Source organism: Paenibacillus taiwanensis DSM 18679, from assembly GCF_000425125.1.
GTDB classification, from domain to species: Bacteria; Bacillota; Bacilli; order Paenibacillales; family Paenibacillaceae; genus Paenibacillus_B; species Paenibacillus_B taiwanensis.
In genome coordinates this window covers 346,177-362,170 of sequence record NZ_KE384308.1, presented here as the reverse complement: position 1 = coordinate 362,170, position 15,994 = coordinate 346,177, and the positions used below count along the sequence as shown (strand labels likewise).

The window sequence follows — 15,994 nt, the reverse complement described above, 5'->3', positions numbered from 1 at the left end:
AGACAAGTTAAGAAAGGAAGAATTGCTGATGAAAAAAGCAAGTTGGATGATCGTAAACGTTGTCGTTTGCATAGGACTATTTTTCCTTGTCCTGAATGTTCACGGCTCCGCTTATAAAGTCCCTGCACTACAATCGTACACTGAGTTTATGATGCGTAATCAAACGGTATTTATGGCCGTTACTTTTTTACTTACCTTGCTTCTGTACGTAGTTTATTTTCAAATTCAGTCAAGGCTGCGCCGTGATCCGCAAATTGTACTGTTTCGTTCCTTCCGAATGGATCGGCTCAGCAGTAAACAATTTCTGCTGTTGCTCGCGATGGGAATCGCCGGGTGCACGTTTAGCATCGGGCTAGTGCTAATCGATTGGATTGAAGCACATATGGCTGCGATCCCTGCGCTGGTTGGCAACTTGATGCATGCGGATTCGATTGTTTATGTCATTATAGGGGCGGGTGTGATCGCCCCTGCATTTGAAGAAATTTTGTTTCGTGGCATCGTATTTAACCAACTGCGTACGATCATGAATACGAGTCTGGCTCTGCTCATTCAGGCCCTGCTGTACGCCGCGGTGCAGCCTGGACTCGAAGTGGCCCTGATCGGTTTTGGCTCAGGTCTCATTTACGGCATGTTATATGTACGCATGCAATCGATCTGGGCCCCGATAACGGTGCAAGTAGTTGCGATGAGCTCCATTTTTCTGGCTAAATATGCAGGATTGTTCGAGTGGGCAGACCGTTTAGGTCAAACAGCGCTTATCGTCATTACGTTAATTAGTTTGCTCTTCTTGTTTGGAGCTTCATGGCGAGTATGGACGCGTGGTGCTAGAAGCTCGGAAACAGGGGCAACTAAGCGTCCTTCTGCTCCAACCGGCGCTTAATCATATTGGAGGCTCCCGTTCACGGGAGCCAGTTACCCCATTTATAAGTCGAAAGGAGCAACATCTATGCTTAAAAGAGTGGGGCTTATGTTAGTCTCCGTACTGTTGATCGTTGGAATTTACTTTGCTTGGTTTTACACCATTAATCATCTGTTTTTCACGTATTTATACCCGCTGTCACCGTGGTTTGAACGTAACACGCTGTTTATTATTATTTTAAACGACATCGTTGGTTTTCCATTAATGGCTTTGGCCTTATGGTTTTTGCTGCGCAAGCCTATATTCAAAGTTGCTCGTTATCAACGTCTAGGGGCTATTCCTGCTGCTTACGCGTGTGTCATTGGAGCCGCAGCCGGAATATTTACGATCGCCTTCTCCATGCTGCCTACTTTCCGGGGACCGGAAGGCAGTACATTTATCGTACTTCTGGATTACATTAATCGTGCAGAATGGTATGTCTTCCTTGCCTTTTTATTATTAGGAAATATTTATAAAGAGACGTTGTTCAGAGGACTGCTGCTTAACGAATTTCGCACGGTGTTTCCGGTATGGCTTGCAATCGTCCTGCAAGGGATCATGTACGGTATTTTATTTTTCCAGGGAGATCCGGTGTTATCCTTATACGGTTTTCTCGGTGCAGTAATTTTTGCCTTGTTGTACGTATGGTTTGATTCCATCTGGGCACCCGTTATTGCGCAAATCGCTTGTCAGGGCGTGCAGTATGTTATGTGGAACTCAAATTTAAAGCTACCAGGTTTAACTTTACAAATCACTGTCATGGCTGTATCCATTCTCATTATTGGTGTATGTATGCGTTACGCACGGCGCCATCGTAAGGCGAGTCCTTCGATTATAAGTTATACGCAACCAAAAGGAGTGCAAGCACCATGAGGAGTGTAGCAACAGTGGCAAGAGTGCTCCTGTTTGTTGTCCTGTACGTTGCTGTCATGTTTGCTGTTAATGCAGTACTTTATCAAGGTTCCATTTATGCGCCATTACATGCTTTTGTACAACGGAACGCCACGATTGTGATGGCGGCCGCAGATTTAGTCGCCTTGCTAATATTTGCGGCCTTGCTGCCCTTATTTGGTACGACACTGATCCGAATCGGCTCCTTTCATCGCTGGAACAAATCCCAAACTTTTCCGGTAATTGGACTTGGATTAAGTCTTGGCATATTTATTCTATCGTTTACGAGGATACCGCTTATTGCGGAGATTGCGCCGTCGATTGCCAATCTGGTTACATTTATAGCTCAAGGTGAGGTTTTATGGCTCGTGCTGCTTAACAGTGCTATTATCGGTACGTTATTTGAAGAATGGTTATTTCGAGGCATCATTTATAACAGTTTGCTAGAAAAATTTAACAGCGTAGTTGCTGTTGTGGGTCAGGCTTTATTGTTTGGTGTCGTATTTATGGATATTGTCGTAGGAAGCTTTGCTGCGCTCGGTGCTATATTGTATGCTCTAGTGCGGCATTTTACCGGATCGCTGTGGCCTGTTTTGATTACACATGCAACCAGTACAACTACGATTATTTTGCTATCACTGCTGATTGATGGAAAAGACTCGGGCGTGGCGATGAAAATGTTGATCGTAAGCGTGCTGATCTTACTCGGCTGTATAGCCGCAATTTGGCGTAATGGAAGGAGGAGCGTAGATGTTTCAATTGCAGCTGTTGGAAAATGAGACATTAGATACGATAGAAAACGATCAATTAGACACCTATATAGCGGAAGCTTCTTTACACGATATTGCCATCATTGGCATCTCGGCGAAGCTCCCTCTTTCCGCAACGTATGACCAGTTCTGGGAGCGTCTGCAACAAGGGGTGGATGCTGTAGGTCCATTTCCTGACAGTCGTCGACTCCAAATGAAAGCCTACCTCAACAAACTGCGTGTGAATGAGGACCAAGTCGTATTTTTTGAGGGTGCTTATCTGGATGACGTGTCCGAGTTTGACTATGCCTTTTTCCGTTTATCACCCCACGAAGCAGCTCTGATGAGCCCTAACCAGCGTATGTTTCTACAGACAGCATGGCGGGCGATTGAAGATGCCGGTTATGGTGGCGATGGACTGCGAGATACGAGAACAGGTGTATTTGTAGGCCATAATGCAGATACACTTCATGATTATAAACGTGTGCTGGAAACGTTGAGCCCACAATCGCTCTCTTTGGCGGCGGCAGGCAATTTGAGTCCGATGATCGCAAGCCGCATTTCTTACTTGCTCAATTTTAGAGGACCGAGTCTTAGCATAGATACGGCATGTTCTTCCTCTTTAGTTGCGATTCATCTTGCTTGTCAATCGCTAAGAAGCGGAGAATGTGACACAGCAATTGCAGGAAGTGTCAAATTAAACTTGCTGCCGATGGATACGGGCATCCGGCTCGGTATTGAAGCGAGTGATTATCGGGCAAAGCCGTTTGACGAGTCTGCTGACGGAACGGGCATTGGTGAAGGTGTTGTTGCTTTTATTCTCAAGCCACTTCACAAGGCCGAGCAGGACAACGACAATATTTACGCTGTTATTAAAGGTAGTGCTATGAATCAGGACGGTGCGTCTGTTGGAATTACAGCGCCAAATGCGGTTGCGCAAGAGGACGTTATTATTCGGGCTTGGCAGGATGCTGGTATTAATCCTGAGACGGTCAGTTATATGGAGGCCCACGGCACGGGGACAGCACTCGGGGACCCGATCGAAATTGAAGGCATGACGCGTGCATTCCGCCGCTACACAGAGAAGCGGCAGTTGTGCGCTATTGGCTCCGTAAAAAGTAATGTGGGCCATTTGGATCATGCAGCAGGCATGGTTGGTATGCTAAAGGCGGTATTAGCACTGCGAGCCAGACAGTTACCGGCCACCCTGCATTTTCAACAGCCGAATCGTAGCCTGTCGTTGACGGAATCGCCCTTGTATGTCAATGACCGACTTTCGGCGTGGAAGCCGCATGAGGAATATGCGGACACACCTTTACGCTGTGGAGTAAGCGCTTTTGGTATGAGCGGTACAAACTGCCACGTTGTGTTAGAAGAAGCAGCAAGGTTAGATGTATTCGAAAACCAACTCGCATATCAGGCCAATGCAGATCGGTCTGCCACACAATTAGCAGGTGCACTCAATGACGGACGTTTGCAGTTGTTTACGCTTTCGGCTCAAACAAAAGCGGCATTAAAAAGGATGGCAGTAGAATATGTGCAGCGCATAGCAGCAGCGCCAGCTAACTGGAGTCTGGCCGACGTTTGTTATACAGCTCACACAGGGCGTGGTCATTATGCATGTCGACTTGCCATTTTAGCCCGCAATTTGAACGAGCTTGTGGATAAGCTGCGATTTGCAAGTGAAGAGTCGGATTTTATCGATAAAATGATGCTCGGTGAGCAAATATATCCGTCAAGCCTCTCGTCTGCTGCTCGTACGACGGGAATGGAAACAAGCCCCATGTTAGGGCAGATGCATTCAACCTATGATGAAGCCATCACAGATGGAATTTATGGCGGGCGTGTGTCCGAATTTCCATTTGCTGAGGCTATGGAACACAATTCCGCATCATCGTGTCAACGGCTGACCGTTGACACGTTAATCGATGTTAATCCGGACTGGCTAAATGATAACCAGCTAGTACAAAAGTTAGCCCAATCCTACATACAAGGCGCATACATATCTTGGGACCGTTTATACAGCAACGAAGTGCATCGCAAGCTGCCTTTGCCAGGGTATTCGTTTGAACCGACGCGATGCTGGGTGGAGCCTGCTGCTGTGTCTTCTTGGGACTCCCTTTTCTTGACAGGCGATCCCGGTCAAGAGACAGAGCTGCCGCCAGAGTTGGCAGTCGAGATGAAGACGATCCTCGCGGATTGGCGGCGCAGGTATGAGACATGGCTTAGCACTCGACAGCACGAAGTGCCGCATGTTCGGTTAATTGCTTCACGGAGCTTGACAGATAGTAAGGATGACTCCGTGCAGGTGCTTACAATGGGCGAAGACTACAGCTCTTTGGAGCAGCAGATTGCCGATTGGTGGGGGGATACACTCGGTTATGAGGAGTTGGAACTGAACCGGTCCTTCTTTGAGCTTGGTGGAGATTCCATTATGGCACTTAAAGTGATGAATCTCATTTATGGCAAATGGCAAATCAAACTGGAAGCCGCTCAATTATTTGCATCACCGACGATTAAGGAACTGGCTAGCCTCGTTGCGGAACGAATCCATGCGGAGTCGTATCAAGATGAGCCAATTCCTCGGCTGCCTAAGCAGGAGACTTACGTTGTATCGCCAGCGCAACGCCGTTTATATTTACAGCAGCAAGCAGTTCCTGCGGACAAGAGTTACAATTTGCCAGAGACGCTGCGGTTGGAAGGAGCACTCGACGTTATCAAGCTGGAGCAGGCGCTACAGACGCTCATTGCCAGACACGAGATGCTGCGAGCTTCGTTTTTAATCGAAAACGGTGAGATTCGTCAACGGATTTCAGACCACGTTCCTTTTCATCTCCCTCTGATCGAGGCGAGTGAGTTGGAATTGCCTGCACTGCTCAAATTACACCATACTCCTTTTCAGTTGGAGCATGCTCCGCTGTTGCGTGCGGCGCTGTTCCAAATTGCTGAATTAGAGTACGTCCTGTTTCTGGATATGCATCACATTGTGTCAGATGGAACTTCAACAGGCTTGCTCATTAAAGAAATGATGACGTTGTACACAGACGGTGAGCTGGTAGAGCCAAGCGTCTCTTACCGCGATTATGCCGCATGGCAATTGGAGCGGTGTCGTACGGAAGATATGGAAGAACATCGCCAATTTTGGCTCCGTGAAGGTTTGATGGATATGCCAGTGTTGGAACTTCCGACAGATTTTGCGCGACCGCCTGTCAAAAGTAATGCAGGTGAGACGTTTGATGTGTACGTGTCGACTGAATTAACGGCTAAGCTGCACCAACTGGCTCAGGCGCAGCACTGCACTTTGTTTCCTATCCTTTTATCAGCGTACTATACGTTGCTTGCCAATTACTCTGGTCAAACGGACATTGCGGTAGGAACGCCGATTGCAGGTCGATCGCGCACCGAATTGGAATCGGTTGTCGGGATGTTTGTTAACACGGTCGTCATTCGCAGCTATCCACAAGCGGACAAAACGTACCTTGATTATGTCAAAGAAGTTCAGAATACGATTTTGGCATGTATGCACCACCAAGACTATCCATTTGAGGAACTGGTGCTAGGTCATGAGCGCTTTGATCCGAGCCGCAGCCCGTTGTTTGATACGATGTTTGTTATGCAAAATTTAGATATACCGGAGTTAAAGCTTGGAGAGGTACGTTGTATTCATCAGCGATATGATCATCGGACTGCTAAATACGACTTGATGATTCAGGCGGTTGAACGAAGTGAGCAGCTTAGGTTTGTGGTGGAATACAGCGCGGCTTTGTTCCGACAAGAGACAATACAGACTATGATGAGCCGTTATGTGTATTTGCTTGAGCAGATGGTAGAGGAGCCGCACTTAACATTAGGCAGCTATCGTATGCTAACGGCTGAGGAAGAACTTAAATTAAGAACTTCGGTCTGTTCCAACACAGCCCCTTCGTTTGGCGAGATAGAGGCGATTCATCGGCGTATGGAACGAATGACACAGTTTTATCCAGACCATATAGCAGTCGAATGCGGAGCAGATCAGCTCTCTTATAAGGAAGTGAATGAGCAGGCTAATCGTCTCGCTCGCGTGCTGAGGACGAATGGGGTCAGTTCGGGGACGATCGTTGCCGTAATGGCAGAACGTTCCGTTAAATTAATGGTCGGTTTGCTTGCTGTACTGAAAGCTGGAGGGGCATATATGCCGATCGATCCTTCTAATCCTGCGGATCGAAAATTATATATGCTGCAAGATAGCGGAGCATCTGTTCTCTTAATTGACGGGGACAATCAGACACTCCCATTTGCAGGAATAAGTATCGATTTAAATAGTGAGCAGTGGCTTGAAGGGGATGGAAGTAATTTAGATTTGGCGATAGAAGCGGATGAGTTGATGTATGTCATCTATACCTCCGGATCAACAGGTCGTCCTAAAGGGGTAATGATCACTCATCATAACTTTTTTAACTTTGCTCATTCTATGAATTTGCTCTATGAAAATACGATCACGTCTAAAGACCGATTTTTGAGCTTGACGAATCTATCTTTTGACGTCAGTGTATGCGAAATGTTTACACCGCTTATGTTCGGAGCAACACTTGTGTTTTATCCGGATAGTGGTGTGCTGGATGTAAGATCCATTGCACGCTGCATTGGCGGATCAGCCATAACTTTTGCCTATTTGCCGCCGACATTGCTCGATGAACTGGCTGTTTTGCTAGAGAAACAGTCAGAATCATTACAATTAAACAAGCTGCTTGTTGGGGTAGAACCAATTAAAGACAGCACATTAGCCAAATTTAAGCAGTTAAATCCGGACATGCGCATTATTAACGGATATGGACCAACCGAATCTACCGTTTGCTCCAATATGTACGTTTTCCAGGATCACAAAGTGGAAGGTCGTAATGTGCCAATTGGCAAGCCAATGCACAACGTCGAAGTGTATTTACTCGGATATGGAAACAAGATTGTACCGGCAGGTATTACTGGTGAATTGTGTATAGCCGGAGCGGGTCTTGCCCGTGGATATTGGAACAAGCCGGAATTGACAGCGGAACGATTTGTATATCATCCGTCGTTCCAAGGCAAGACGCTGTACCGAACAGGTGATTTGGCCAAATGGCTGCCCGACGGCAATGCTGTGTTTATTGGACGAATCGATCATCAGGTAAAAATACGAGGCTACCGCATTGAACTGGGTGAGATCGAGGTACATCTGAGCGAATACGAAGGTATACGGCAAGTACTTGCGGTTACACGTGAAGAAGAGCAAGGGCTGAAATATATATGTGCCTATATTGTCGGGGACCCGGATATTAGTGGACTTACCCTTAGAAAATATTTAGCTGCTCGATTACCGGAGTACATGATTCCTTCTTACTTTGTATCGCTTCCAGCTATACCGCTTACGGCCAATGGCAAAGTTGATCGTCGTGCGCTGCCTGAGCCGGACAAGCTTGCTGCATTAAGCGAAACTAGAGTGAAACCACGTACGGAAAAAGAAATGATGGTTGCACAATTGTTCCGTGACATTCTCGGAATTCCAGACGCGGGTATTCACGAACATTTCTTTGAATTAGGTGGACACTCACTTAAGGCGACGATGCTGGTATCTCGATTAAGCGAGCTGTTTGAAGAGGAAATTCCGGTGTCTGTCGTATTTGAACGGCCTACAGTGGCGGAATTGGCACAATATTTGGAAGATAGACAGCTAGAGCGTCGTGAAAACACAGATCTTGATCCCACACGTGTAAGGGCGGAGCAGGCAGAATTAGCAAGTGAAGTCAAGATGTCAACGGTACGTGCCAATCGTTATCCGACTACAGCAGCCCAACATCGGCTTTATTTGTTGGACCAGCTTCATAACGATAGTGTTGCTTACAATATGCCAGCTGCGGTTGAAGTAGTTGGAAATTTGGATTACAAAGCGCTTGCAGCGGCACTGCAAGGCCTCGTTGATCGACATGAATCTTTACGTACTTCTTTTGCGGCAGATCAAGATAAATCGGTACAAGTTGTGCACGAACAAGCCAGCATTGTACTGACGGAGCGGCAAGCAGCGTTTGGGGAAGAAATGAAGATTATGGACGAGTTTGTCCGACCTTTTGACCTAGCCACGTATCCGCTGATCCGAGTGGAACTGGTTACATTGGTGAAACAGGAAGCCGGTTCTGACCAGCAACAGACGAAAAATATGCTGTTGTTTGATATGCATCACATTATATCTGATGGCTTTTCTATGGCTGTGCTGATGAAGGATTTGACGGCGTTATACGCAGGCTTATCACTAGCTCCGCTGTCCATACAGATGAAGGATGTTGCAGTGTGGCAAGAGCGTCAGCTCCAAGGGCCAGTAATGCAGGAGCAGGAACGATATTGGCTTGATGTATTTCAGGGCGAGCTTCCTGTATTGAAGCTGCCTGTTGATTATAAACGGCCTGAGTTGCAAAGCTACGAAGGAAGTCAATTGTTGTTTGAAGTGGATCGTGAGTTAAGTGCACGCATTCGCAAAAGTGCAAAGACATGTGGTGTGACGTTGTACACATACTTGCTAGCAGGCTACTTTGCGCTTCTCAGCCGCTACAGCGGTCAAGAGGACATTGTAGTAGGCACACCAGTAGCCGGCCGCACACAAATTCAAATGGAACAAATTGTAGGCATGATGGTTAACACCGTGGCTATTCGAAGTGAGGCGAATCCAGAGCTCACCATTAAAGAATATGTGTCACGGTTGCAGCGTCGTGTCATTGAAGCGATGGAGCGTCAGCACTACCCATTTGAACGTTTGGTAGACAAGCTTTTTACGGCAAGAGATACAAGTCGAAATCCTTTATTTGATACGATGTTTATTATGCAAAATATGGATAAGGCGGAGCTGAAGGCAGCCGGCGTTCATTTCAAACCGATTCGATTAGAGCAGCAGATGAGCAAATTTGATCTGACGTTGGAAGCAGCGGAGGACAATCATATCCTTCGATTCCATCTGGAGTATGCAACTCGACTTTTTGAACCGGCTACAGCCGCTCGTATGGCCCGTCATTATGTGAAGCTATTAGCTGAAATGGCGGCAGACCCGCATCGCCAATTAAAGGAGCTGGATCTGCTCGCTGCTGATGAGTTGGATATGCTGCTCGCAAGCAACCATAAAGCGAACGATGGAGCACTGCCAGTAACAGAACGAATCACGAATGGAACGTCTTCATCTGACAATCGGATGAAACGTGTCTACCAGTTAATTGAGGAGCAAGCAGCCAAAACTCCGCAAGCAACAGCCATCATATGTGAGGGCGAATCTGTAACGTATAACGAATTAAATGAGCGGGCAACTCAGCTTGCTTATACGCTTCGGCAGCGTGGGGTAGGACAAGGCAGTATTGTTGCGCTGTTGGCAGGCAGATCTTCCAAGCTATTGATTGGATTGCTGGCGATCCTAAAGGCAGGAGGCGCATATGTGGCCATCGATCCTTCATTCCCAAGGGAGCGCATTGAACTGATGCTCGAGGATTGTGGCACAAAGTTTGTATTAACGGAACGAGCATATGCAGGCTCGCTGCAGGCTGCTGAGGAATGGCTTCTGGACGATCCGAATATGTACGCGGATCACATACTCGCTGCGCAACTGAAGCAGGTGAATGATGAGCATGATCTGGCCTACATTTTGTATACGTCGGGTTCAACGGGACGGCCTAAAGGTGTCATGATCGAGCATAAGGGACTCAGTCACTTTATCGACGGCTTTGCACAGCGGTTCGAGATGGTAGCGGGACAGGCGATACTGGGACTTGCTACAGTTTCCTTCGATATTTTTATCGTCGAGACATTGCTCCCCTTAACGTTAGGTATGAAAATCGTCTTTGCTAACGATGAAGAGAAGAGTGACACCGCTCGATTAAGCGAATTAATTCGCAAGCATCACGTTCAGGTGCTGCAAACCACACCGTCACGCACGAAGTGGTGGGTGGCTCAGTCTGGTGATTTGAGTGCTTGGCAGGACTTGCAAATTTTAATGATTGGTGCTGAGCCGCTGTCACGACATTTGCTGTCTGAACTGCAATCCAGTACGAAAGCTCGCATTTATAATTTGTACGGCCCTACAGAAACGACGGTATGGACAGCCGTACAGGACGTGACTAACGTAGGACGAGGGTACGATGAGCAAGCCCAATCTCGTCTATTGCAGGTAGGCGAATTTACAGACAAGCAATCTATACAGCCTCACCATGAGCCTGCGACAGAAATTACGATCGGTACACCAATTGCAGGCGCAGAGATGCTGGTGCTAGATGCAGACGGACGATTGCAGCCGATAGGGGTGTTAGGCGAAATCCACATTGGCGGGGATGGGCTTGGCCGTGGATATATCGCTCATGAAGATTGGACGATGCAAGCATTTGTAGAACATCCTTATCGCCAAGGCGAAAAGCTGTATCGCACCGGAGATATTGGCAGACGCTTGTCTAATGGACAATTTGCTTTTGCTGGACGACGTGATCATCAAGTGAAGATTCGAGGCCATCGGATTGAATTAGGCGAGATTGAGCATCAACTGCTGGCGCTGCAATATGTGAAGGACGCTGTCATTCATGTGTGGTCGGCACAACAAAATGCAGGTGACGTGGATGAATGTGAGTTATGTGCTTACTTAGTTTGTTCGGAGGAGGTAACGACTGCTCAACTCCGTCAAGGCTTACAGCGCAAGCTGCCAGAATATATGGTGCCTACTTACTATGTCAAGCTGGATGCTATTCCTTTGACACCAACGGGGAAGGTCGATCGTAAAGCGCTGCCGCAGCCAGGACAGGCGGATATCGCTGGCGAGCGCATCTATGCAGAACTAACAAGCGAGACGGAGAAGTCGCTTGCCCTTATATGGCAAGAAGTATTAAATCTCGATCGTATAGGTGCAGACGATCATTTCTTTGATCAAGGTGGTCATTCTTTAAAGGCGGCTATGTTGGTGAACCGTGTTCGGGAGCAGTTTGGAGTGAATTTACAGTTAAGCGAAGTGTTCCAGTACCCAACATTATCTGAGATGGCTTCGAGAATCGATACACTAGAGCCAGAATCGTTCTGGGAAGGACAGCAGCAAAATCCATTTGCGGATTTACTGGAGCCGATACAGCCTATTGCCGCGCACGACTATATGCCTGTTCAAGAAAGCCAGATGTGGTCTGCTGGGACAGTCAAGCAGGATGGCAGTACACATTTGCAAATGAACGCTGCATCTGCTATGCAATCAGTCGCGGCAGCCCATGCAGACGAAGCTGTAACGGCAAACCTAGCGGCAGAACAGCAGCGCTTCGTTGCATGTGACTCAGCTGCGCCAACCCAAGTGCAGGAACAAACAACTATACTTGCGGAGTCAACTAAGTCGCACCCGCTTTCCAGTGCGCAAAAGCGGCAATTTATTTTGCAGCATCTTGGCGGCGATACGACGGCTTACCATCTACCTATTGTGGTGGCCATTGAAGGTGAGGTGGACAGTTCAAGGCTGGAGCAGGCGCTTAACAGTTTGATCGAGCGTCAGCCGAGTTTGCGTACTACTTTTGACATGGTGGATGGGGAACCTGTACAGCGGGTTGCGCCGTTCGTTTCGTTTAAACTTGACGAGGCTGTTGTGGAGGAAGAGACGTTATATAACGAGTTGGGCTGGGATGACGTGGCATTAAATGACCTGATGAATACGTTCATACGCCCGTTTGACTTACTAGAAGCACCGCTTATGCGTGTAAGACTCGTTACCCTGCTCCAAAAGAAAGCTTTGACTGAAGCGCACATCGTCAGCTCGGATAATCAAGCACAAGCACGCAGTAATAAGCGCCATTTGCTGCTGATTGATATGCATCACATTATTTCTGACGGCACATCGTTGATCATACTGGTCCGTGAGCTCGCTGCCTTGTATGGGCAGCATCAGTTAGTGCCACTTGCGTTATCGTATACAGACTATGCAAGTGTACAGCAGCAAACACGAGCGAGCGATAAATACAAGCAGGCTGAAAATTATTGGCTAAGCACGATGGATGGCGAACTGCCTGTGCTTGAGCTGCCGACGGACTTCCCGCGGCCACCTTTAAAGAGTAATGCGGGCAGATGTCATTATTTCCATTTGGATGCTGAACTTACTTCTGCTGTCAAGCAATTAGCGAGAGCTGAAGGTACAACGTTGTATACGGTGATGCTCACTGCGTACACGACACTGCTCCATCGATTGACTGGTCAAGACGACATTATTGTAGGTACCCCAGTAGCAGGTCGTGACAGAAGCGAACTGGAGCATATTATCGGCATGTTTGTCAGTACCGTTCTCATTCGCAGCAAAATAGATAGCAGTGAGAGAATCAGACACCGCATTCATCGCTTGCACGGCGAGTTGATGCAGGCGTTTGAACATCAGGCTTATCCGTTTGAAGACTTAGTGGACAAGCTGTCATGGAATCGCGACCCGGGGCGCAATCCGTTGTTTGATACGTTATTTGTACTTCAAAACATGGATGGCCCTCAAATGAGTACGAGTCAAGTTTCATTCCGTCCACTTCCGTTTGACAGGCATGCAAGCCAATTTGACCTTACATTTGAAGCGATAGAAGCAGCGCAAGATATACGCATTCGCTTTGAATACGCTACAGCACTGTTTAAACCAGATACGATTGAACGTATGGCGGAGCAGTACAAATATATACTTCAACAAATGACAAACGATCCAGACAACGATTGGGATGCGCTTCGACTTCTGGACGATAAGCAGCAGCAAATTATGCTTGCCAAGTGGGATCTAATTACCTCAACTGACTTGAGGTCAACTGCGAAGCCAGTCTATCGGTTGTTTGAGCAGCAAGCCGCCTTGACGCCAAGCAGAACGGCTATCTGCCATGAAGGAACAGAGGTAACGTATCGTGAACTAGACGATAGAGCCACACAGCTTGCAGTTAAGCTGCGCAAGCTTGGTGTGGGACCTGAGCGAATCGTAGGTATTTTGATGGGACGATCACCGGCTTTGGTAACCGCGATTCTAGCTATTCACAAAGCTGGTGGTGCCTATATGCCGATTGATCCTGCCTATCCGCAAGAGCGGATACAGTATATGCTGCTGGACAGTGGCACCATGCTCGTTCTGACTGATCACACAACGGTCGAGATCACCGGAGGCTGGGGGGAGCAGCTCGGAAATAAACGATCAGCTATCCACTCAGGTCCAAATTTGACAATCGAACAACAAGCGAGTGGTGCTGAAGGTGGTTGGAATGGCTTGCTGCTAGATGTAGAGTTGTGGCTGCAGGAGCTGAACAAATATGGAGCGGTAGAATCTTCTGACAGTAGCAGCAACAGCAGTGGGGGCGATGTATGTAGGGTCATAAATGCTGATGAATATGATTCGTCATCGTTGCATGCAGTGGAGTGCGCGGATGAATTATCTCGTCTGGCTTATGTCATATATACATCCGGCTCAACAGGAAAGCCTAAGGGAGTAATGGTGGAACAGCGCGGCTTATCGCACTATATCGCGTGGGCACGTGGGGCATATGTCAAACAAGCAGAAGAGACGTTTGCACTTTATTCCTCCATTGCCTTTGATTTAACGATTACTTCATTATTTGTTCCGCTGACAGGGGGGCATCGCCTAGTTATATATGGCGATGAGCTCACGATAGACGTTATATTACGACGAATCATGACAGAACGACAAGTTACGATTGTTAAGCTGACTCCTGCTCATCTAACATTGCTGCCCGATATGGATATAACTACTAGTGCGGTACACTCCTTCATCGTTGGCGGGGAGGAATTATCAGCTTCAATCGCAGCTCGAATCTCAAAAAGTTGGCCAATACCTCTTGCCATTTACAATGAATACGGTCCGACGGAGACGGTTGTAGGGTGTATGCTGCATCAGTTTGATGAGCAGACTGACACAGGGTTTGGGGTTCCCATTGGGAAACCGATTGTGAATACTGCCATTTATGTACTCGATGCCAGCAGGCGACTTGTACCTCCGGGAGTCATCGGTGAAATTTATATCGGTGGGGCAGGAGTAGCACGAGGTTATTGGCAGCGTGACAAGCTTACGTCAGAACGGTTTGTTCTCAACCCGTTCCGATCGAATGAACGGATGTATCGCACAGGTGATTTGGCTCGAATAAACTCGCACGGATTGATGGAATATGTGGGTCGTGTAGACCATCAAGTGAAAATAAACGGTTACCGAATTGAGCTAGGTGAAATTGAAGCTTGTGTCACAGCTTATCCTATTATCAATCAAGCGGTAGTCGTGAACCGTTCTGATAGCGGAGGGCAAATGCTTTGTTGCTACTATAGCATTCGCAGCGAGCATGCTGTTGAAGCCCCTGCCATGAACGAAGATGGTGCAAGCTTGCGTGAAGAAGAACTGCGTTCGTATTTAGCAGCTTCACTTCCCGTTTACATGGTACCTGCCCATTTGATAGAACTGCCTGCTTTGCCTCTTACGCAAAGCGGCAAGGTGGATCGGCAAGCACTACCAAAGCCTGTGCTGACCATCGATCAGGATGATACAGGGTCCTACATCCCTACAACGGATGCTGAAGCGACACTGGTAGGAATATGGCGCGAGGTGTTGGGAATAGGACAGGTTGGCCTGCGTGATAACTTTTTCAGAGCGGGGGGCAACTCCTTGCTGTTGATTCAGGTTTATCAGAAACTAAACCGACTTTATCCTGAATTGCTGCGAGTAACCGACTTATTTGCTTACCCAACGATAAGGGACCTTGCGGAACAGATTACACTGCGGCAAGCTGATAGCTCTGCAATTGGTGAAGATGCTGTAATACTGCTTAATAAGATGGTGCTGGAACGAGCAGGTGCATATGAAGAAACGACATTACAAGCTAAGGTGAACCGTAACGTGCAGCCGGAGTGGTTTGCGCGAAATAACGAGACGGCTGATCAAAATGAACGCTGGTTCCAAGGGGTAATGGCAGCTTATGCATATGCACTGTATGAAGCAAGTGAAGGTGAGTACGTACCTATTCATTACGTGACGGCTGCTCGTGGTGCCGAAAGTAGAGCGGTAGTTGTTCCGATTAATATGAATGCTGTGTCTGATATACCGGAGTATGTAGAGCATGTGTTACAAACGTACGCTAATGTTCGCACACGGGTGCAGTCAGATTCTTACGCGATGCGTAATCTGATGAAGGACTCAACGCATCAGGTCCGCAATGCAGTTTACCCGCTGCTAGCTGAAGCAAGAAGGTGGGAAGGAAGCGGATCTTGGCTGCGCAAGTACGGTGTACTGCTCGTAGTAGATAAACAGGAAGCCGAGATTACCCTTTCGTTGACCTTCGATGCCGGTTTACTGGAAGGTGAAAAGATGCGCGAACTGCTGCAAATGATCGTGCAGCTTATGAATCAATTACGTCATGTCACACCGGATGTTGGTGTCATCTCACATTAGACATAGGCAGGGATTAAATATGACTGAACAAATTCACATAATGGAGGTTCG

The 15,994-nt window shown here is 47.5% G+C and carries 4 protein-coding genes; all 4 read left to right on the top strand.

Going from position 1 to position 15,994, the window contains the following annotated elements; translation table 11 throughout:
* The first annotated feature begins 28 nt into the window (after positions 1-28).
* The 4 genes from H509_RS26100 to H509_RS26095 all read left to right on the top strand — a co-directional run bounded on the left by H509_RS26100 (position 29) and on the right by H509_RS26095 (position 15,943).
* Positions 29-880, top strand: coding sequence for a CPBP family intramembrane glutamic endopeptidase (locus tag H509_RS26100; protein ID WP_051287458.1), 852 nt, complete (start codon positions 29-31; stop codon positions 878-880).
* A 66-nt stretch (positions 881-946) separates the two neighbouring features.
* Positions 947-1,771 (top strand): CPBP family intramembrane glutamic endopeptidase, encoded by an 825-nt coding sequence (locus tag H509_RS0119995; RefSeq protein ID WP_036698222.1) that lies wholly within the window; start codon positions 947-949, stop codon positions 1,769-1,771.
* Positions 1,768-2,568 (top strand): CPBP family intramembrane glutamic endopeptidase, encoded by an 801-nt coding sequence (locus H509_RS0119990; RefSeq protein ID WP_028546643.1) that lies wholly within the window; start codon positions 1,768-1,770, stop codon positions 2,566-2,568. Before H509_RS0119995 ends, H509_RS0119990 begins: the two co-directional genes overlap by 4 nt.
* Complete coding sequence (locus tag H509_RS26095; RefSeq protein WP_051287456.1) at positions 2,540-15,943, top strand: non-ribosomal peptide synthetase; 13,404 nt, start codon at positions 2,540-2,542, stop codon at positions 15,941-15,943. Before H509_RS0119990 ends, H509_RS26095 begins: the two co-directional genes overlap by 29 nt.
* Positions 15,944-15,994: the final 51 nt, after the last annotated feature.

Excerpts from the sequence above, each read along its gene's own strand:
- H509_RS26100 (WP_051287458.1), top strand. The coding sequence starts at position 29 with ATGAAAAAAGCAAGTTGGATGATCGTAAACGTTGTCGTTTGCATAGGA.
- H509_RS0119995 (WP_036698222.1), top strand. The coding sequence starts at position 947 with ATGCTTAAAAGAGTGGGGCTTATGTTAGTCTCCGTACTGTTGATCGTT.
- H509_RS0119990 (WP_028546643.1), top strand. The coding sequence starts at position 1,768 with ATGAGGAGTGTAGCAACAGTGGCAAGAGTGCTCCTGTTTGTTGTCCTG.
- H509_RS26095 (WP_051287456.1), top strand. The coding sequence starts at position 2,540 with ATGTTTCAATTGCAGCTGTTGGAAAATGAGACATTAGATACGATAGAA.